The sequence below is a fragment of the Minwuia sp. IMCC3009 genome, from assembly GCF_029909415.1.
Taxonomy (GTDB): domain Bacteria; phylum Pseudomonadota; class Alphaproteobacteria; order Minwuiales; family Minwuiaceae; genus Minwuia.
Genome location: NZ_CP123781.1, coordinates 3,117,758 through 3,136,481, shown reverse-complemented (window position 1 = coordinate 3,136,481; position 18,724 = coordinate 3,117,758). Strand labels below are relative to the sequence as shown.

At 67.7% G+C, this 18,724-nt stretch carries 15 protein-coding genes; 4 read left to right on the top strand and 11 right to left on the bottom strand.

Annotated features, from left to right (window positions below; all coding sequences use genetic code 11):
- The first annotated feature begins 64 nt into the window (after window positions 1-64).
- Window positions 65-1,471: an FAD-dependent oxidoreductase gene (locus QGV55_RS14715; protein WP_281016028.1), complete on the top strand. Its 1,407-nt coding sequence runs from the start codon at window positions 65-67 to the stop codon at window positions 1,469-1,471.
- Between the two features lie 12 nt (window positions 1,472-1,483).
- On the opposite strand, the gene QGV55_RS14710 is transcribed toward QGV55_RS14715, so the two are convergent.
- The 5 genes from QGV55_RS14710 to mutY form a co-directional block, all read right to left on the bottom strand.
- On the bottom strand, window positions 1,484-2,401 hold the full coding sequence (locus QGV55_RS14710) for a 2-dehydropantoate 2-reductase (protein ID WP_281016029.1): 918 nt from the start codon (window positions 2,399-2,401) through the stop codon (window positions 1,484-1,486).
- A gap of 3 nt (window positions 2,402-2,404) precedes the next feature.
- Window positions 2,405-3,577 carry an isovaleryl-CoA dehydrogenase gene (locus QGV55_RS14705; RefSeq protein ID WP_281016030.1) on the bottom strand — a complete coding sequence of 391 codons (1,173 nt, stop codon included), beginning with the start codon at window positions 3,575-3,577 and terminating at the stop codon, window positions 2,405-2,407.
- 107 nt (window positions 3,578-3,684) lie between these two features.
- Entirely contained in the window at window positions 3,685-4,596 is a 912-nt protein-coding gene (locus QGV55_RS14700; RefSeq protein WP_281016031.1) for a DMT family transporter, read from the bottom strand.
- Between the two features lie 9 nt (window positions 4,597-4,605).
- A complete protein-coding gene (locus QGV55_RS14695) occupies window positions 4,606-5,142 on the bottom strand; it encodes a gamma-glutamylcyclotransferase (protein ID WP_281016032.1) in 537 nt (178 codons plus the stop codon).
- Window positions 5,135-6,211: an A/G-specific adenine glycosylase gene (gene mutY, locus QGV55_RS14690; RefSeq protein ID WP_281016033.1), complete on the bottom strand. Its 1,077-nt coding sequence runs from the start codon at window positions 6,209-6,211 to the stop codon at window positions 5,135-5,137. The genes QGV55_RS14695 and mutY overlap by 8 nt, the downstream gene beginning before the upstream one ends.
- A gap of 17 nt (window positions 6,212-6,228) precedes the next feature.
- On the opposite strand from mutY, the gene QGV55_RS14685 reads away from it, so the two are divergent.
- The 3 genes from QGV55_RS14685 (at window position 6,229) to smc (ending at window position 11,080) form a co-directional block, all read left to right on the top strand.
- The gene (locus QGV55_RS14685) at window positions 6,229-6,801 is read left to right on the top strand and encodes a DciA family protein (protein ID WP_281016034.1); all 573 of its coding nucleotides are present in this window, start codon (window positions 6,229-6,231) and stop codon (window positions 6,799-6,801) included.
- Between the two features lie 139 nt (window positions 6,802-6,940).
- Window positions 6,941-7,591 (top strand): DsbA family protein, encoded by a 651-nt coding sequence (locus QGV55_RS14680; RefSeq protein ID WP_281016035.1) that lies wholly within the window; start codon window positions 6,941-6,943, stop codon window positions 7,589-7,591.
- Window positions 7,592-7,618: 27 nt separating this feature from the next.
- Window positions 7,619-11,080, top strand: a complete 3,462-nt coding sequence (smc, locus tag QGV55_RS14675; RefSeq protein WP_281016036.1) for a chromosome segregation protein SMC — start codon at window positions 7,619-7,621, stop codon at window positions 11,078-11,080.
- A 68-nt stretch (window positions 11,081-11,148) separates the two neighbouring features.
- Here smc and QGV55_RS14670 read toward each other — a convergent pair whose 3' ends face one another.
- The 6 genes from QGV55_RS14670 to QGV55_RS14645 form a co-directional block, all read right to left on the bottom strand.
- On the bottom strand, window positions 11,149-12,189 hold the full coding sequence (locus QGV55_RS14670) for an aromatic ring-hydroxylating dioxygenase subunit alpha (protein WP_281016037.1): 1,041 nt from the start codon (window positions 12,187-12,189) through the stop codon (window positions 11,149-11,151).
- Complete coding sequence (locus QGV55_RS14665) at window positions 12,134-13,051, bottom strand: UPF0280 family protein (RefSeq protein ID WP_281016038.1); 918 nt, start codon at window positions 13,049-13,051, stop codon at window positions 12,134-12,136. Before QGV55_RS14665 ends, QGV55_RS14670 begins: the two co-directional genes overlap by 56 nt.
- Window positions 13,051-14,523 (bottom strand): hypothetical protein, encoded by a 1,473-nt coding sequence (locus QGV55_RS14660; RefSeq protein ID WP_281016039.1) that lies wholly within the window; start codon window positions 14,521-14,523, stop codon window positions 13,051-13,053. The genes QGV55_RS14665 and QGV55_RS14660 overlap by 1 nt, the downstream gene beginning before the upstream one ends.
- Window positions 14,524-14,648: 125 nt before the next feature.
- Window positions 14,649-15,008 (bottom strand): endonuclease domain-containing protein, encoded by a 360-nt coding sequence (locus QGV55_RS14655; RefSeq protein WP_281016040.1) that lies wholly within the window; start codon window positions 15,006-15,008, stop codon window positions 14,649-14,651.
- A 112-nt stretch (window positions 15,009-15,120) separates the two neighbouring features.
- Complete coding sequence (locus QGV55_RS14650) at window positions 15,121-17,874, bottom strand: molybdopterin cofactor-binding domain-containing protein (protein WP_281016041.1); 2,754 nt, start codon at window positions 17,872-17,874, stop codon at window positions 15,121-15,123.
- Complete coding sequence (locus QGV55_RS14645; protein WP_281019862.1) at window positions 17,871-18,689, bottom strand: FAD binding domain-containing protein; 819 nt, start codon at window positions 18,687-18,689, stop codon at window positions 17,871-17,873. The genes QGV55_RS14650 and QGV55_RS14645 overlap by 4 nt, the downstream gene beginning before the upstream one ends.
- Between the last annotated feature and the right edge of the window lie 35 nt (window positions 18,690-18,724).

The window sequence follows — 18,724 nt, the reverse complement described above, 5'->3', positions numbered from 1 at the left end:
GGGAGAGGGGGGGAACGGCCAGCGGACAGCCATCCCCCCGGCCACGAACAGGAACCATCGCACCATGTCCGACATTCTGGAAACCGACATCTGTGTCATCGGCGGCGGCTCGGGCGGTCTGAGCGTTGCCGCCGGTGCCTCCCAGATGGGGGCACCGACCGTCCTGATCGAGGGCGGGAAGATGGGTGGCGACTGCCTGAACTATGGCTGTGTGCCGTCCAAGGCGCTGCTGGCCGCCAGCCATCACGCGCACGCCTGGACACAGGCCGCACCGTTCGGCATCACGGCCACCGCGCCGAAAGTAGACTTCCCGGCGGTCGCGGATCACGTGCGCCATGTCATCGACGGGATTGCGCCGGTGGACAGCCAGGAACGGTTCGAGGGGCTGGGTGTCACCGTCATCCGCGACTGGGCCCGGTTCATCGACGAGCGCACGGTGGAGGCCGGGGGGCAGCGCATCCGCGCCCGCCGCTTCGTGATCGCCACCGGCTCCTCCGCCGTCGCACCGCCGATCCCGGGGCTGGATGCGGTTCACTATCTGACCAATGAGACCATCTTCGACAACCGGGAGCAGCCGGAGCACCTGCTGATCATCGGCGGTGGCCCCATCGGGCTGGAAATGGCGCAGGCGCACCGCAGGCTCGGGTCGCGGGTCACGGTGCTGGAGGCCTTTCGCGCCTTCGGCAAGGATGACCCGGAGCTGACGGCCATCGCGCTGCGCCGCATTCGCGACGATGGCGTCGACATTCGCGAAGGCGTGAAGATCGAGGCCGTGGAGCCTGGCCCCGTCATCGTGCTGGAGGGGGGCGAGAGGATCGCGGGCAGTCATCTGCTGGTCGCGGCGGGCCGGAAGGCGAATGTGGAGCGTCTGAACCTGGACGCGGCCGGGATCGAACATTCGGGCAAGGGCATTCAGGTCGATGCCCGGCTGCGCAGCACCAACCGCCGGGTCTATGCCATCGGCGATGTGGCGGGCGGGCTGCAGTTCACCCATGTCGCGGGATATCACGCCGGAATCGTCATTCGCAACATTCTGTTCCGCCTGCCCGCGAAGGCGAAGACGGATGCGGTGCCCTGGGTCACCTATACCGATCCCGAACTGGCCTGGGTCGGCGCGCAGGAGGATCAGGCGCGGGAGGCGAACGGGGAGATCAATATCCTGCGCTGGCCCTTCGCGGAGAACGACCGTGCCTCCGCCGAGCGGCAGGGATCAGGCTTCGTCAAGGTGATCACGACGAGGAAGGGCCGGATTCTCGGCGCCGGGATCGTTGGTGCCCATGCCGGCGAACTGATCGGTCTCTGGGCGCTCGCCGTGTCGAAGGGGCTGAAGATCGGTGACATCGCGGGCACCATCCTGCCCTATCCGACGCTGGGTGAGGTCTCCAAGCGGGCCGCCGGACAGTATTTCACCCCGAAACTGTTCACGGCCCGGACTCGCAAGATCGTGCAGTTCCTCGCGAAGTTCGGCTGAGATAGCCGGGCCTCAGCTACCCTCGGCCCAGGGTTTCAGGGCCATCCAGGCGACGCGATGGCAGGGGGTCGGGATGCCCAGCCGCTCGCCCTCGCGGACGATGTAGCCGGAGAACCAGTCGAGTTCCAGGCGCGCGCCGCGTTCGCGGTCGAACTGCATGGAGGTCTCCACCTCCGGGTCGCGTTTCAGGCCGTCGGCCCAGTGCTGGTCCACCAGCCCCTCCGACATGCCGGCGCCCTTGGCCTGGCCGACGGCGAAGGCTTCCTGCATCAGTTCGCGATAGAGCTGCCAGCTTTCCGGGCAGGACCTGACCTTGCCCAGACGGGCGCGCACCAGGGTGCTGACGGCGGCGTAGGACCCGACCATGACGAACTTGCGCCACAGGCACTCCAGCGTGTTCTCGGCCAGCAGCGCCCAGACTCCCGCCTCTTCCAGCCGGTCGCGGAAGCCGGTGATGGCGGCATCCTGCACATTGTCCAGCCGCCCGAACTCCAGCCGGTCGATGCTGGCGATCTGGCGGACATGGCCCGGTGCCACGACCTGCGCCGGCAGCAGCGACTGCGCGCCCCAGACGTGGTCCGCGCCGTAGAGTTCGGCCAGCAGTTCCTCCGTATAGACCCCGTTCTGCAGCGACAGCACATGTGTTTCCGGCCCGATCAGCGGGGCCATGGCCCGGGCCGCGTCGTCGACGTCGTAGAGCTTGGTGGCGAAGATGATGACATCCACCGGACCGACCGCTGACGGATCCGTGGTGGCGCTGACATCGGGCAGATGCAGCGTCTCCTCCATCATGTCCACGGTCAGGCCGTTCTGTTGCAGCGCACCGACCGTGCGCTCCCGCGCGATATAGGTCACATCGGCACCCATGCGCTGCAGCCGGGCACCGTAGTAGCAGCCCAGCGCACCGGCCCCCATCACCGCGATCCGCATGGCTCAGGCGCTCTTCTGGAACAGTTCGCGGCCAATCAGCATCCGCCGGATTTCCGAGGTCCCGGCACCGATCTCGTAGAGCTTGGCGTCGCGCAGGAAGCGCCCGGTGGGATATTCGTTGATGTAGCCATTGCCACCCAGCGCCTGGATCGCCTCCAGCGCCATCCAGGTCGCCTTCTCCGCCGCGTAGAGAATGCAGCCGGCGGCGTCATAGCGCGTGACCTCCCCCCGGTCGCAGGCCCCGGCCACCGAATAGACGTAGGCGCGGCAGGCGTTCATGGTGGTGTACATGTCGGCGATCTTGCCCTGCATCAGCTGGAACTCGCCGATGGGGGTGCCGAACTGCTTGCGGTCGTGCACATAGGGCATCACCACATCCATGCAGGCCTGCATGATGCCCAGCGGTCCGCCCGCCAGCACGGCGCGTTCATAGTCCAGACCGGACATCAGCACCCGTGCGCCCTGACCCAGCCCGCCGAGGATATTCTCCTCCGGCACCTCGCAGTCCTCGAACACCAGCTCCCCGGTGTCGGAACCGCGCATGCCCAGCTTGTCGAGCTTCTGCGCCGTGGAGAATCCCTTCATCCCCTTCTCGATGATGAAGGCGGTGATGCCGCGCGGACCGGCATCCGGATCGGTCTTGCCGTAGACCACCAGCGTGTCGGCGGTCGGGCCGTTGGTGATCCAGAACTTGTTGCCGTTCAGGACGTAACGGTCGCCCTTCTTCTCCGCCCTGAGCTTCAGGCTGACCACATCCGATCCCGCACCGGGCTCCGACATGGCAAGCGCGCCCAGATGCTCGCCGGAGACCAGCTTGGGCAGGTACTTCTGCCGCTGGGCCTCCGTGCCGTTCAGGCGGATCTGGTTGACGCAGAGATTGGAATGCGCGCCATAGGACAGGCCGACCGAGCCGGAGGCGCGACTGATCTCCTCCATGGCGATCACATGTTCCAGGTATCCCAGACCACTGCCGCCGTATTCCTCCTCCACCGTCATGCCCAGCAGGCCAAGCTCGCCCATCTCCGGCCAGAGGTCGCGGGGGAATTCGTTGTCACGGTCGATGTCGGCGGCGCGCGGCGCGATCCGGTCGGCGGAAAAGCCGGAAACCGTGTCGCGGATCATGTCCGCCGTCTCGCCGAGGTGGAAGTTCAGGCTGGGGAACTGGTTCGGGATCATGACCCTTGCTCCGGGATCGTTGAATGGCGGTGACTACATAACGCGGCGGCAGGCAGCTTGTCACGGGATGAGGGGGTGTCTCTTGCTGCCTGTTCCATCCAAACCTCTCAGCTCTCTGCCAGCAGGATCAGCAGGATTGCGCAGACGATGAGCAGGATGCCCGCGACCTCGATCTTCTGCACCTTCTCGCGGAACCAGAACGCCCCGGCGATGAAGGTGAAGACCAGTTCCACCTGGCCCAGCGCGCGCACATAGGCGGCGTTCTGCAGGGTGAAGGCGGTGAACCAGCAGACCGAACAGGCCATGCCGACCAGCCCGACGGGGGCCGCGCGCCGCCATTCCTTCAGCACCCGGCCCAGTTCGGGACGGTCGAAGACCAGGAACCATGCGCCCATCATCACCGTCTGCATCGCCAGCGAGATGGCCAGGGCATAGGCGGCGGCCATGATGAACTCCGGCCCGTCCAGCGCCAGGGCGGCACCGCGATAGAAGACGACGGACGCGCCCAGCAGCATGGCGCTCAACAGCCCGATCAGCGTTGCCTTCTCCCCCATGCCGCGCCAGAGACCACCGAGAGTCAGCCGGGTCTCGGTCAGCGACAGCAGCACCGTGCCTGCCGCGCCGACGCCGATCGCGACGGCTGCCAGCGGCCCCACCGTGTCCCCCAGCAGGATCGCGCCAAGAATGGCGATCAGCACCACCTCCAGCTTCGAGAAGGTCGTGCCGACGGCAAAGCTGCGGAAGGAGAACATCCAGAGCAGCGTCACCGTGAACAGGATCTGCGCCAGCCCGCCCAGCGCGCAATAGAGCAGGAACAGCCCGTTCGGCTGCGGCAGGTCGAAACCGCCGATGTCATGCAGGCCCCATACATAAAGGAGCGCCAGGGGCAGGGCGTAGATGAAGCGCGAATAGGCGGCACCCGCCGTGGACAGCCTGCCCTTGATCGCCTTCTGCAGCGCGGAGCGGAGGTTCTGCAGGAAGGCGGCGGCAATGGTGACGGGTATCCACAGGGCGAGCATGTCCGGTCCTCAACTGTGCAGGGCCGCATCGACCGCCTGCATGAAGGGGTCGTATACACCGATTTCCCTCAGATGCGCCGCCGTCTCGCGCACGTAGTCGGGATTGCGGCCGCTGTGGCCGACCGCGCCGCGTACCGTCGTTACCGCCGTCTCCAGATCCAGCCGCCCGGCGTATTGCGGATTGGCACGGTCCACCGTGTAGGTCAGGGCGGTCACCGGACGACCGTCGGCCAGTCTCAGCTTCACGTCCGTGGCGAGGTAGACCGGTGTCACCCGTTCCCGCGCATCCAGATAGTCGCGGACTTCCCGGGCCTGCGCGGCGGCGACCCGATAGGCGATGCCAACGCAGGCCCCGCCCCGGTCCAGCCCCATCACGAGGCCCGGACTGGCCTGACTGCCGCGATGGTGCCACGACCAGACACAGAGACGGCGGTGCCGTCCCCGCAGCAGCGCCCGCTGCCGGTCCAGATGGTCGAAGCCGGGCCGCCACATCAGGCTGCCATAGCCGAAGACCCAGAGGTCATCGTCGTGAAACCGCTCAGACAAGTGTGCCTCCCGACAGGGCATGGTGGCAGACCTTCTTGGCGACCGTGGGCAGGGCCAGCCGGTCGAGCTGGTCCGGCGGACACCAGATGTCGTCCGCACTGTCGAAGCCGTGGCCGTTGCGCACGGATCCGACCCAGACCTGCATCTCGAAATGGAAATGCGTGAAGGTATGGCGCGCACCGCCGTTGAGCGGTGTCCAGTCCGCGGTCACCGGGGCCTGTTCCCGTGCGGCACGGGCTTCCCATGCCTCGCCGTCGCGCCATTCGGTCGATGGCGGCATCATCATGCCGCCCAGCAGTCCCTTGTCGGGGCGACGCTGAAACAGCACGGCACCGTCGTCGGCCCGCGTCAGCCAGAAGAAGACGGCGTGCCGCGTCGGCTTTGCCTTCTTCGGTGCCTTGCGCGGCAGGTCCGCGGCAATGCCGCGCTCCCGCGCGACACATTCGCCGGCGATGGGGCAGCGCCCGCAGGCCGGGCTGCGCGGTGTGCAGATCGTGGCCCCGAGATCCATCAGTGCCTGCGCCATGTCGCCGGGGCGTGTCGGGGCGATCAGTCTCGCGGCGAGACGCTTCAGTTCCGGTTTCACACCCGGCATGGCCTCTTCCACCGCGAACAGGCGCGCGCTCACCCGCTCGATATTGCCATCCACCGGCATGGTCGGCTGATCGAAGGCAATGGCGGCGATGGCGGCGGCGGTATAGGGGCCGATACCGGGCAGGCCGAGCAGTCCGGCCTCCGTCTCCGGGAACCACCCGGCATGATCCTGCACCACGGCCCGGGCGCATTTCAGCAGGTTGCGCGCCCGGCTGTAGTAGCCCAGGCCCTGCCAGGCATGCATCACCGCGTCCTGATCGGCATTGGCCAGATCGGCGACGGTGGGCCAGCGGCTCAGGAAATGCTCGAAATACCGGATCACGGTCTGCACGGTGGTCTGCTGCAGCATGATCTCGCTCAGCCAGACGTGGTACGGGTCCGGTCGCACGCCAGGATCGGCGCGCCAGGGCAGGTGGCGACGGTGGCTGTCGTAGTGGGCCAGCAGGTCGGCTATGATGCGACGTGTATCAGGCATGGCTCCGGGAGGGGCAGGTGACAGCGAAGCGACCGGCGGCGGGCACCGACAGCACGGCAGCAGCATTAGGCAGTGGACCACGCCGAGGCAAGGGCGGCTTCCGCCGGGCGGGCGAGGATGTGGCCGCTATCCTGTCGCCGACCTTCCGCAAACGTGGCTTCGCGCAGACCGACATCGTGCTGCGCTGGCCGGAGATCGTCGGTGCCGCGCTGGCCGACCAGTGCCGGCCGGAGCGGCTGAACTGGCCCCGCGTGGTGGAGGGGCAGGAACGCGCCGCCGCCGCTGACGGCGCGTTGCTGCACCTCAGTGTCGCGCCGGGCTGGGCCACGGAGATCCAGCATCTGGAGCCGCTGCTGATCGAGCGGGTGAACCGTTTCTTCGGCTGGCGGGCGGTGACCGGGATCCGCCTGCGCCAGGTCGCGATCCAGCCAAGGCAGCAGAAACCGGCGCGCAACCTGCGTCCCCTGACCGAATCGGAGCGTGTGGAACTGGATCGCGTGACCGCCGGAATCACGGACCCGGAAACCCGCAAGGCCCTGCACCGGCTGGGGGCGGCGATCTTCGGCGCGGGTGAAGACACCGGGAAGTGACTGACTCCGATCACAAATCGTCATGATCTGGCCCTATTCTGCACCAAGCTGTCGGGTTGGCAGTCTCCGTCTTTTTCGGATTGAGGCTGTGTGCGGGCGGCAGTATGATTTCACAACATGTAGTGGGTAAGAACAGGCAATGACACTAAACAAGATTCAAGACACGGGCCGTGACCGGAATGTTTCGCGCCGCAGCGTGCTGGTGAGCGGGGGCATCGCGACCGGGCTGGCCATGAGTGGCCTTCTGGTCCCTGGCGTCGCGCGGGCAGCGGACTATGCCAAGGGTGACATGGTTCTGGGCGACCCCGAGGCACCGGTGGAGGTGATCGAATATGCCTCCATGACCTGCCCGCATTGCCGCCGGTTTCACGAGGAGATCTATCCGAAGCTGAAGAAGGAATTCATCGAAACGGGCAAGGTCCGCTTCGTGTTCCGTGAATTTCCCCTGGACCGCTATGCGCTGCAGGCCTCGATGCTGGCGCGTTGTGGCGGGGAGCAGAAGTTCTTCGGTTTCATCGATCAGCTCTTCCAGCAGCAGCCGAACTGGACCAGCGCCAGCGACCCGGCCGCAGCCCTGCGCCAGATCGGCTTGCTCGGTGGGGTTTCGTCGGAGGCGTTCGACGCCTGCATGGCTGATGAGTCGCTGGTGGACATGCTGCTGGCCACGCGGCTGGACGGTCACCAGCGCATGAAGGTGAGCGGCACGCCCAGTGTCTATGTCAATGGCGAGAAGTTCGAAGGGGGCCTGGATTTCGAGGCGCTGTCGGACCGGATCGAGAGCGCCCTCTAGGGCCAGGACAGGGGTGGCGCGGCACCAGTGCAGTTCAACAAGCTTCGGCTGACCGGTTTCAAGTCCTTCGTCGAACCGACGGAACTGACCATCGCCCCCGGCATGACCGGGGTGGTGGGACCGAACGGCTGCGGCAAGTCGAACCTGGTCGAGGCGCTGCGCTGGGTGATGGGTGAGACCTCGCCCAAGAACATGCGCGGCGGGGAGATGGATGACGTCATCTTCGCCGGTTCCGCCACCCGGCCTGCCCGCAATCATGCCGAAGTTCAGCTGACGCTTGAGAACCCGGCCGGAAGCCCGGTTCCCGCCGCCTACAGCGAGGCGCCGGAGATCACGGTCAGCCGCAAGATCACCCGTGAATCCGGCTCCGACTACAAGCTGAACGGCGGCCATGTGCGGGCACGGGACGTGCAGTTGCTGTTCGCTGATCTGGCGACCGGTGCCCGCTCCACCGCCATCGTCAGCCAGGGGCGCGTCGGTGCCCTGATCGGCGCGAAACCGTCGGAGCGTCGCCTGCTGCTGGAGGAAGCGGCTGGAATCACCGGCCTGCATTCGCGCCGCCATGAGGCCGAATTGCGCCTGCGCGGGGCGGAAACCAACCTGGAACGGCTGGACGATGTGACCGGACAGCTCGACACGCAGCTTGCGGCGCTGAAACGGCAGGCGCGGCAGGCCAGCCGCTACCGCAACCTGTCGGACCAGATCCGTCGCACGGAGGCGATCATCCACCATCTGCGCTACTCGGCGGCGCTGGAGGCACTGAACCGCGCCCGCAACGTGAAGGACGAGGCCGAGGCCGCGGTGACGGAAGCCACCCGCGCGGCGGCGGCGGCAAGCACCCTGCAGGCCGATGCCATGGCCCGCATCGAGCCGCTGCGCAAGGCGGAGGCGGAAGCGGCGGCAGCCCTGCAGCGGCTGCTGGTGGCCCGTGAATCGCTGGATCAGGAAGAGGCACGGGTCCGGCAGACGATCACGGAGCTGAAGGAACGGCTGGTCCAGTTCGACCGCGATCTGGAACGTGAAACACGTCGCCAGGCGGAGGCCGCGGAACGGGTCCAGGCACTGGCCGGCGAGACCGCCAGGCTGGACGAGGCGTCTGCCGGTCAGGATGATCTGAAACAGGCTGCCGAGCAGGATGTGGCCGCCCGCAAGTCGGTGCTGGCGGAGGCCGAGGCTGCGCTGTCCGCCGCGACCGAACAGTTGGCCGACCTGCGCGCCCGTCGTCAGGCGCTCAGCCGCCGGGTCTCGGAGGAAACCACCCGGCGGGACGAGTTGCAGCGCCGGACGCGGGCTGCCGAACAGGACATGACCCGGACCGGCGACCAGGGGCTGGCCGACCGCATTGCCGCCGCCGAGGCGCAGGAGGCAGCGGCGCGACAGGTGATCGAAGGCATCGCCGACGAGATCGCGAAGGCGGAACAGGCGCGGGCGACGGCGGAGGAGGAACTGACGGCCGCGATCGAGGCGGAACGCGGCGCGAAGTCGACGCTCTCCGCCCTGGAGACAGAGCTGAACACGCTGACGCGGCTGCTGGCGCGTGATGCAAGGACGACGCACAGGCCGGTGCTCGATCAGGTGCAGGTGACGCCGGGGTTCGAGACCGCGTTCGCTGCCGCGCTGGGGGATGGTGCCCAGGCGGCGCTTGAAACCGATGCACCCGCACACTGGCTGACCGTCGAACCGGCGGACCTCGCCGGGGCCCTTCCCGATGGCGTGGAGCCGCTTTCGGCCCATGTCACGGGTCCCGCCGCGCTGGCGCGACGGCTGAATGCCGTGGGCGTCGTGGCGGATCGCGACACCGGGGACCGGGTCGCCGCCACGCTGAAACCCGGACAGCGGCTGGTGTCGCGCAAGGGCGATTTCTGGCGCTGGGACGGCTTCGTCCGTCGCGCGGGCAAGCATGCGGCGGGCGCGATCCGGCTGGAACAGCAGAACCGGCTGAAGACCGTGCAGGGCCAGGTTGAACCGGCCCGCAGGCAGATGCAGGAACTGGAACAGGCGGTCGCGAAGGCGCGGGAGTCCGTGGCCCGTGTGATCGGGGCGGAACGGTCCAGCCGGGCACGCCGCGCGGAGGCTGAACAGCAGATCGCGAAGGCGGGTCAGGCCCTGTCCGCCATGCGTCGCCAGGCAGATGGCGAGCGGCAGAAGCGGGAACGGCTCGCGGCGGCACTGGAGAGTCTGCGCCGCGATGGTGCAGCGGCGGCGGAGGCTGTCGAGGGACTGACGCGCGAGTTCGCGACGCTGCCCCAGACCGACAGCGCGGAACAGGCGCAGGCGACGGCGCGGCAGGCCGTGGAGACGGCGCGCACCGGGCTGGATACCGCACGACAGGCGCAGGAGCGACTGGAACGCGAACGGCGCTTCCGCCAGCGGCGGCGGGAAGAGATCACTCGCGAAACCGCCGACTGGACCAACCGCGCCACGGAGGCGGGCACGGCGGTTGCCGAACTCGGCGAACGCCAGTCCGCTGCACGGCAGGCGCTGGAGGACATTGCCCGCCGTCCCGACACGATCACCACGCAGCGTGCCGATCTGGTGGAACGGATCGGGCAGGCGGAGGCCGCGCGCGCCGCAGCCGTGAAACGCCTGTCGGAGGCGGAGGGGCTGCTGTCCGAGGCCGACCGGGAACTGCGTACCATCCAGACGGCGCTTCAGACCGCGCGGGAAGACCATGTCCGCAAGGAAGGCGCGGTCGAGATGGGACAGGCGGAGCTGCAGCGGCTGACCCGCGAGATCCGGGACTCCATGGAGTGCCCGCCGGGCAAGGTGCTGGAGGCTGGCGGACTGGAAGAGGATGCCGAACTGCCGCAGCTTTCCGATGCGGAACGCAGCCATGAGCGGCTGAAACGCGAGCGGGAGAATATGGGGCCGGTCAACCTGCGGGCCGAGATCGAGGCGCAGGAGGTCGAGGAGAAGATCGAGACCCTGACCAGCGAACGCACCGATCTGGAAGCCGCGATCCAGCGGCTGCGTCAGGGGATCAGTGCCATCAACCGCGAGGCGCGGGCGCGCCTGCTGGAAGCCTTCGAGACCGTCAACGGCCACTTCACCGTGCTGTTCAAACGGGTCTTCGGCGGCGGCGAGGCGCGGCTGGCACTGACGGAGGCGGAGGACCCGCTGCAGGCCGGTCTGGAGATCATGGCCAGCCCGCCGGGCAAGCGGATGCAGATCTTGACCCTGTTGTCCGGTGGCGAACAGGCTCTGACCGCCACGGCGCTGCTGTTCGCCGTGTTCCTGACCAATCCTGCCCCGATCTGCGTGCTGGACGAGATCGATGCGCCGCTGGACGACGCCAATGTGGAACGGCTGATGCTGTTGCTGGAGGATCTCGCCGGTCGCGGTGGCACCCGGTTCCTGGTGATCACCCACAACCCGATCACCATGGCCCGGATGGACCGGCTGTTCGGCGTCACGATGGCGGAGCGCGGTGTCAGCCAGCTTGTCTCCGTCGACCTCGCCGAAGCCGCCGCCCTGCGCGAGAGCGCCTGATCGGGTCGAAGGCCTGGGACCACCCTGAAGTACCGGGCATTTCACCCAACAGCACGTGCCTGCCGCCGCTACTCCGCCGCCGTTGCGACTTCCTGCTCGGCGGCCAGCATCTCTGCGACGATGCGGCGGTAGTGATTGGCACCGGCGTCGATGGCGACGCGGACCGGCGGGCGGTCGCGGGGCTGCAGTTCCTTGCGCTGGACGGCTTCCAGGATTGCCTTGTCCTCCGCGAAGGCCTTGCGCAGCAGGTCGCTGATCCGTTCCCCCGCCGTCGGGTCATCTACCGCCGTGTTGCGCAGGTGCATCCAGCGGTCGATGGTCCGGGTGGCATTGACCGGAGTCATGAAATGCAGCGCATGGATCTGGATGCCTTCGCCGCGCCGCTCCTCCGGCAGGGCCAGAGCCGTATCGGCGCTGCCAAAGTCGATGGCGGCAATGCAGGGGGCATGCAGATAGTAGTAGTGCCAGCGGTCCACATTGCCGCTGAAACCGCCATAGGCCTGGAAGAACCCGATGGGCGCGCTGTCGCGGATCCAGCGTGAGATCTCGACCATCTGGCCATGGCGCCGCGCCCGCACCGGCACGTCCTCACTGTCGGGATTGCCGAGGGTCGTGGGGTGGACGAAGCTGACGTGGGCCGGGTCGCAGAGGTTGTCGGCGACGTTCAGGTAGTTGCTTTCGAACGCCAGTGCTTCCCCCTGGTGCGCCGCCCAGCCGGGATCGGTGAACTCCGGCATGTCGAAGACCAGCGACGTGTCCGCCGCATCCTCCGCGCCCATCCAGATCCAGACGATGCCGTGCCGTTCGTGGGTAGGATAGCGCCTGACCCAGGCCTGTGGCGGAATGCTGCGCTGTCCCGGCACCCGGACGCAGTGCCCGTCGGTCCCGAAGGTGAGACCGTGATAGCCGCACTGCACCTGATCGCCGATCCGCTTGCCCATGGACAGCGGCAGGGCGCGATGCGGGCAGCGATCCTCCAGCGCCACGACCGTGCCATCGCTGGCGCGATAGAGCACGATCTCTTCCTCCAGGATCGTCGCGGTGGTGAAACCCTCACCGAACTCCGACGCGAAGCCCGCCACGTACCAGTGGTTCCGGATGTATTCCATGCTCGCCTCCTGGCCGTCTCAGGTGGCCAACCTGTCGTGTCTCATCCTGCAGCATCAGCAGCGCCGCATCCAGCAGACCAGCGGCACGCATCTGTTCTGCCTGCGCCATGCCCCGCTCCAGCGCCTGTCTCACGTCGTCTGCCGCCAGCCTGCCGACATCGACCGTGACCAGCCGCGCGCCGAGGTCGCTGTCCGGGTCGAGATCGGTTGCCGGGCGGCGTTTCACGTTCGGATGGGGGCCGGTATCGACGGCATTGGCGATCAGCGTCGCCGCCACATCGGCCATGGCCGCGTTGCGCGCGAAGACCGTCACATTGTCCGCGACGCCCAGTGACAGGGAGCGCCCGTGACGGCTGCTGCTGGCGATGCCGCCAATCCCGTCATCCGCGCCTATCAGCACCCGGTCGATGATGCGCAACCGTGGCGGCGGTCCGGCAATGCCGCTGACGCAGGACTGGCCCGCCGCCAGCCAGAGCGCGATGTCGCCACCGTTGTTGACGTGCAGGCGGTCGAGGTTGGGCGCAGCGGCCAGGATCGCGGCCAGCATCTCGTCCGCGACCGATCCGGCCACCGCTGCCATGGGGGTGACGAATGTCCGTGCATGCGGCGTGACGGCGACGGCCATCCGTCTGGCGACGGGACCGGCCAGCGCAATCCCGGTCTCGGGGCAGGGTCGGCGCATGGCGGGCAGTTCCTCCACCAGCACCGCCAGCACATCGCGAAACCGTTCCTCCGCCGCCCGCCAGGTCGCGCGAACCGCCGGGGCAGGGCCGTCTGCGTCGATCAGCAGGTCAATGGGACCGTGCTGCAGGTGCAGCCGCCTGCCATCGGGCAGCAGGGCAACCTGTGGACCCGGTGCCATCAGTCGTCCCGCTTGCGCTGTCCGGCTGGCCAGGGATTGCCCTGTCTGTGCGCCACCCGGCGCTGGCCGTCCCTGCCCAGCACCTCCGAGAGGTTCTGCACATGGTCGCCGTGACCGCCGAGAGCCAGATAGTCGGCCCGCGACATGGTGAACTCGATCGGTGCCACGATGGCGGGCGTCGGGACATAGCCAAAGGAATTGCTGGGCATCCGGCTGACATCCGCCATGACGGTGATGCCGCCGCCGGGCCAGCGATAGACCGGTGCACCGCCGCAGGTCACATTGGTGACCGCCTCGGCGACGGATCGGGTCAGCCGCACCGGGTTGCGCGTGACACCGGCCCGCAGCGACCCCCCTGCTCCGCCCATGAACAGCACCGAACAGAGTGCGGGCTCACAGTTCTCCGCGATCAGGTCGACGGAGGGACGCAGGCTGTCCGGCAGGTCGTGCTCCACCGGGACCAGATCGTCGTCGAGGACGTAGTAACCGAACTGCTCCCCGGTCGTGGAGACCATCATCATGGTCAGGCCGGGCCGTGCCTTCTTCGGATCCCAGGCCCCCAGAATGGTCAGCGGGTCGGAGACATTGGTACCGCCCCAGCCGGTGCCCGGCTCCGCGACCTGGAAATAGCGGCCCGGTGTGGAACGGCGGCCCTTGATGCGAATCCCCGTGTCGGGCCAGTCGAGCACCTTGCCGGCCTGATGCTCGGAGACGACGCCGGTGATGTGGTCATCCACCACCACCACCTCATCCACCAGCCCCTGCCACTGGGTGGCGAACATGCCGATGGTCGCCGACCCGCAGCCGACCCGCATCCGGTTCTCCGCCGTGCCGTTGACGATCGGGGGCTGCCCCGCCTGCACGGTGATCTCCACGCCGTCATCCACGGTCATGTCCACGGCCTTGCCGTTGCACAGGTCCATCAGGGTGGCGCAGGTGATACGGCCTTCCTTCTTGCCGCCGCCGGTCAGGTGATGCACCCCGCCCAGCGACAGCATCTGGGAGCCATATTCGCCCGTGGTGACATGGCCGACAGGCTCCCCGTCCACGCGGACCAGATTGCGTTCCGGGCCGAGGTGGCGGTCGGTGTCGATCTTCACCTTGGCACCGCAATAGCTGAAGATGCCCTCCGTCACGATGGTCACCATGTCGATGCCCTCGACATCCTGGCTGACGATGAAGGGGGCCGGCTTGTAGTCGGGGTAGGTCGTGCCCGCGCCGACCGCCGTGATGAAGCTGTCGCCGGGGCGGACCAGTTCGCCGTCCCAGTCCTCCGCGCCCTCCAGGAACGGCACCAGCCGCCCCTCCGCGTCCCGGACCCGCTGCACCACGGTCAGCGGATCAACCCGGATCAGCTCACCATCCTCCACCGCATAGCGGTCACAGGCCCCGGAGCGTCCCTCCGCGATGAAACACATGACCGGACAGGCATCACAGCGGATCTTCCCGTCCTTGCGCACCACGTCAGTCATTGCATGTCTCCGTTGCCTTTGCCGGCAGGGTCCGGTCGGGTCCGGTCGCCCAGCTCTTCTCCTTCCCCCTTGATGGGGGAAGGTCGGGAAGGGGGTGAAGGTGCCGCAAGGCACCAACCCGGCGCTCACTCCGCGTCGGGCCTTGCCAAGCTGATCGCGGTCGTACAGGCGTGTGATATCCGGGCAAGCACGCCGTCGGGATTCTGCAACACGTCGTTGTTCCAGAATCGAATGACGACAAAGCCCCGATCCTTGAGCCATCGGGTTCGGTGTTCGTCTGCATCCGCCTGCCGGGCATGCTGACCCCCATCGACCTCGATGATGATCCGTAGCTCGAGACAGCAGAAGTCGGCGATGTAGCGGCCAATGGGAACCTGGCGGCGGAACCTGACGCTGGCGATCTGGCGTCGGCGAAGGACCTGCCAGAGTTTCCGTTCCGCAGGCGTTGGGTTCTTGCGCAGGTTTCGGGCGCGCTGGATTGACATGACAGGGTGCCTTTCCTGCGGCGCCTGGGCTTCCCCCCCTCCTCGGTCCTCCCCCGCCAGGGGGGAGGAGGAAGATTGTCATGCACCGACCGAGTTGAATGCGCGATCCGCTTCATGCCTGTGCGGCCCGGATGGCGGTGAGGATGCGGTCGGGGGTGGCCGGGGTGGTGGTCACGACGGCGCCGGTGGCGTCGCGGATGGCGTTCAGGATGGCCGGGGCTGTCGGTATCAGCACGTGTTCGCCCAGTCCCTTGGCACCATAGGGGCCTTCGGCATCCGGAACCTCGATGATGATCGATTCGATCTCCGGCACGTCGCCGATGGTCGGGATCAGATAGTCGTGCAGGTTCTCCGTCCGACCGGGCTGATAGTCCTCCATCAGCGCCATGCCGATTCCCTGTGCGATCCCGCCCTCGATCTGACCCTGGACAAGCTGGGGATTGATGGCGCGCCCGACATCGTGGGCCGCCGTGATGTGGCGCAGCTTCACGGTGCCGAGCTCCCGGTCCACTTCCAGTTCCACCATCTGCGCGCCGTAGCCGTAGAGCGCATAGGGCTCCCCCTGACCGTTCCCGTCCAGCGCCGCCGTCGGCGGATCGTAGGTTTCCGCCACCCGGAGCACGAACCCGTCCGCATCCGCCGCCATGACCGCCGGGTCGACCTGTCGCTCGGCACCACCGTCGCGCAGCACGACCTTGCCATGGTCCAGGGAAATCTCTGCCGCGTCGCTGACATTGCCCTGGCGCAGCAGTGCCTCCCGCAGGGCCAGACCGGCCAGCATCGCCGCCTTGCCGGAAACGAAGGTCTGGCGGGAGGCGGAGGTCTTGCCGGCGTCCGGCGTGACATCGGAATTGCCGATGAACAGGTCCACGGCCGAGGTCGGCACCCCCAGCGCCTCGGCGAAGATCTGGGTGATGACGGTATTCGAGCCCTGGCCGATATCGACGGCACCCTGATGCAGCCGCACCCGACCGTCCGCCATCAGCCCGGCCTTGATGGTGGAGGGATTGGGCAGGGAGGTATTGCCGCAGCCGTACCAGCAGGTGCCAAGGCCGACACCGCGCCGGACCGGAGAGTCCGGATTGTCCCCGTTCCATTGCGCCGCCGCCGCGCGCGCCTGCGCCCATGGTTCCTGCAGGGCGGAGAGGCAGGCATGGATGCCGACACCGGTCCGGAAGCTCTGGCCGGTGACGGTCGGCTGGCCGTCCCGCAGGGTGTTTCTCAACCGGAATTCGAGTCTGTCGATGCCGCAGGCATCCGCCAGCCTGTCGAACAGGGTCTCCTGCGCGATTGCCGCCTGCGGCACGCCAAAGCCCCGGAACGCGCCGGAGACCGGGCCATTGGTATGCAGCGCGACGGCGCGCGCGCGATAGGCGGGGGTGCTGTAGGGGCCGGAGGCATGCACGGGCACCCGGTTGGCGACTGTCGGTCCCCAGGAGGCATAGGCCCCGGTATCGAAGTCCCCGTCGAAGCGCAGCCCCGTCAGCTTCCCCTCCGCATCCGCGCCGATACTCACCTGCATGCGGGCCGGATGGCGCTTGGTGGTGGAACGCATGGATTCCGGGCGCGTGTAGCAGATGCGGCAGGGCTTGCCCGTGATTCGGGTCGCCAGTGCCAGGATCGGCTGGATCGAGACATCGATCTTGGAGCCGAAGCCACCGCCCACGGCGGTCGGCGTGATGACGATCTGGTCTTCCGCCACGCCCATGATCGCCGCGACGGCTTCCCGGTCCATGTGCGGGGCCTGGGTACAGGCCTGGATCTCTATGCGCCCGTCGTCGCGGATGAAGGCGGTGCCTGCCTCCGGCTCGATGTAGGCATGTTCGACGAAGGCGGTGGCGAAGTGATCGCTGACGACATGTGCGGCCCCGGCCAGCGCGCCGTCGATGTCGCCGCGCGCCACGAAGCCCTCCACCAGCACATTGCCGGACCGGCTGTCGTGCATGGGAGCTGTCGTCTTCGCTGTCTCGGTCGTCATGGAGGGATCGCGTTCGCTCCATGAAACAGGAACCGCCGCGAGATCGAGATCCAGCAGCACCTCCCGGTCCCCGACCAGGGCCGCCACGGCCTCCCCCTTGAAACGTGTTTCACCGCCGGTCGCGAAGACCGGCTGGTCGGCGAAGGGCGGGATGACGCCGAACAGGTTCCGGCCCGGAATGTCCTCGGCAGTGATCGCGGCGACCAGTCCGGGAGTTTCCGCAACGAAGCCCTTCAGGTCGCCCAGCGTGAAGCCCGCCCGGTGGAACGGGCTGCGGATGACGCGCACCAGCAGGGTGTCCGCCGCCGCCACGTCATCGCCGAACCTGTCGGTCCCCATGACCTTCGGCACGCCGTCGAGGCGGGGGATGGCTGCGCCGACCCCCTTGCCACGGCTCTCGATCCGGGTTCCGGCGTCCATCACGGCGTCGATGATGCGGCGGTAGCCGGTGCAGCGGCAGAGCACGCCGCCGAGCGCATCCTGGACCTGCAATTCGTCCGGTTCCGGCACCGAGTCGAGCAACGCCGTCGCCGCCATCAGCATGCCGGGCGTGCAGATGCCGCACTGGGCCGCGCCGTGGTCGAGGAAGCTGCGTTGCAGGCGGCTCATGGTGCCATTGTCGGCCAGCCCCTCCACGGTCGTGACGGACCGGCCCTCGACCTGGGCCACGGCGGTCATGCAGGCACAGACGGGTGCCCCGTCGATCAGCACCGTGCAGGCGCCACAGTCGCCCGCATCGCAACCGACCTTGGTGCCCTTCAACGCGAACTCTTCCCGCAGGACGGCGGTCAGCCGGGTCGCCGGATCGGATATTGCCTCCACCTGTTGTCCGTTGACCGTGAAGCGTACGCCCTCGACATGTCCGGCCAGTTCCGCGCCCATGCTCATGATGCGATCTCCTCCAGCGCGCGGATCGTGCAGGTCCGGGCGGCGTCGCGGCGGTATCCTGCGCTGGCCCTAACGTCATCAATGGGCGTCAGATCGGCGAAATGCTCCGGGCTCACGCATTTCTCCCATGGTTCCGCTGGGTCGCGCCCGGCAAGGGCCTGCTCCAGACCGGCCATGCGGCGGGCCACGACGGAGCACGAACCGACAGCGACGGCGGCCTCGCCATCCGCCAGCCGTGCGGCGACCATGGCGATGGAAATGACGAGATAGCGGCGGCTGCCCAGCTTCACGAAACTGCTGCGCCCCGTCGCACTTTCCGACGGAACATGCAGGGCCACCATCATCTCGTCCGGCTTCAGGTCCGTCTGTCGATTGCCCTGGATGAAGTCGCACAGTGGCACCTGCCGCGTCCCGCGCGCGGCGGAGGCCAGTTCGACCGTCGTGTCGAGGATCAGCAGCGGTGGCACACCGTCGGCAGCAGGCGAGGCATTGCACAGGTTGCCCGCGACCGTGGCGGCGTTCTGGATCTGGATCGAGCCGACTTCGCGCGCCGCGGCCTTCAGCGCATCGAAGGCAGGCGGCAGGTCGGCGCGCACGATTTCGGTCCATGTGGTGGTGGCCCCGATCCGCCAGCCGGTATCGGCAGGCTCGATGCCGCGCAGTCCGGAAATGCCGGAAATGTCCAGCAGCGGGTGTCTGAAAGGTCGTTCCACATGCGCCGGGTAGAGATCAGTGCCCCCGGCCAGCACATGCCATTGACGGGTGGCCAGCAGGTCCAGGGTCTCGGTCAGTTCCTTCGGTCGTGTCAGGCGCATCTGGGGCAAGCATCTTTCTCCGCAGTATTGCGGAC

Bases quoted from the DNA above. Each gene is read 5' to 3' on its own strand.
- QGV55_RS14680 (WP_281016035.1), top strand. From the start codon at position 6,941: ATGACACTAAACAAGATTCAAGACACGGGCCGTGACCGGAATGTTTCG.
- QGV55_RS14660 (WP_281016039.1), bottom strand. From the start codon at position 14,523: ATGACTGACGTGGTGCGCAAGGACGGGAAGATCCGCTGTGATGCCTGT.
- mutY (WP_281016033.1), bottom strand. From the start codon at position 6,211: ATGCCTGATACACGTCGCATCATAGCCGACCTGCTGGCCCACTACGAC.
- QGV55_RS14705 (WP_281016030.1), bottom strand. From the start codon at position 3,577: ATGATCCCGAACCAGTTCCCCAGCCTGAACTTCCACCTCGGCGAGACG.
- QGV55_RS14655 (WP_281016040.1), bottom strand. From the start codon at position 15,008: ATGTCAATCCAGCGCGCCCGAAACCTGCGCAAGAACCCAACGCCTGCG.
- QGV55_RS14650 (WP_281016041.1), bottom strand. From the start codon at position 17,874: ATGAGCATGGGCGCGGAACTGGCCGGACATGTCGAGGGCGTACGCTTC.
- QGV55_RS14670 (WP_281016037.1), bottom strand. From the start codon at position 12,189: ATGGAATACATCCGGAACCACTGGTACGTGGCGGGCTTCGCGTCGGAG.
- QGV55_RS14710 (WP_281016029.1), bottom strand. From the start codon at position 2,401: ATGCGGATCGCGGTGATGGGGGCCGGTGCGCTGGGCTGCTACTACGGT.
- QGV55_RS14665 (WP_281016038.1), bottom strand. From the start codon at position 13,051: ATGGCACCGGGTCCACAGGTTGCCCTGCTGCCCGATGGCAGGCGGCTG.
- QGV55_RS14700 (WP_281016031.1), bottom strand. From the start codon at position 4,596: ATGCTCGCCCTGTGGATACCCGTCACCATTGCCGCCGCCTTCCTGCAG.
- QGV55_RS14715 (WP_281016028.1), top strand. From the start codon at position 65: ATGTCCGACATTCTGGAAACCGACATCTGTGTCATCGGCGGCGGCTCG.
- QGV55_RS14645 (WP_281019862.1), bottom strand. From the start codon at position 18,689: ATGCGCCTGACACGACCGAAGGAACTGACCGAGACCCTGGACCTGCTG.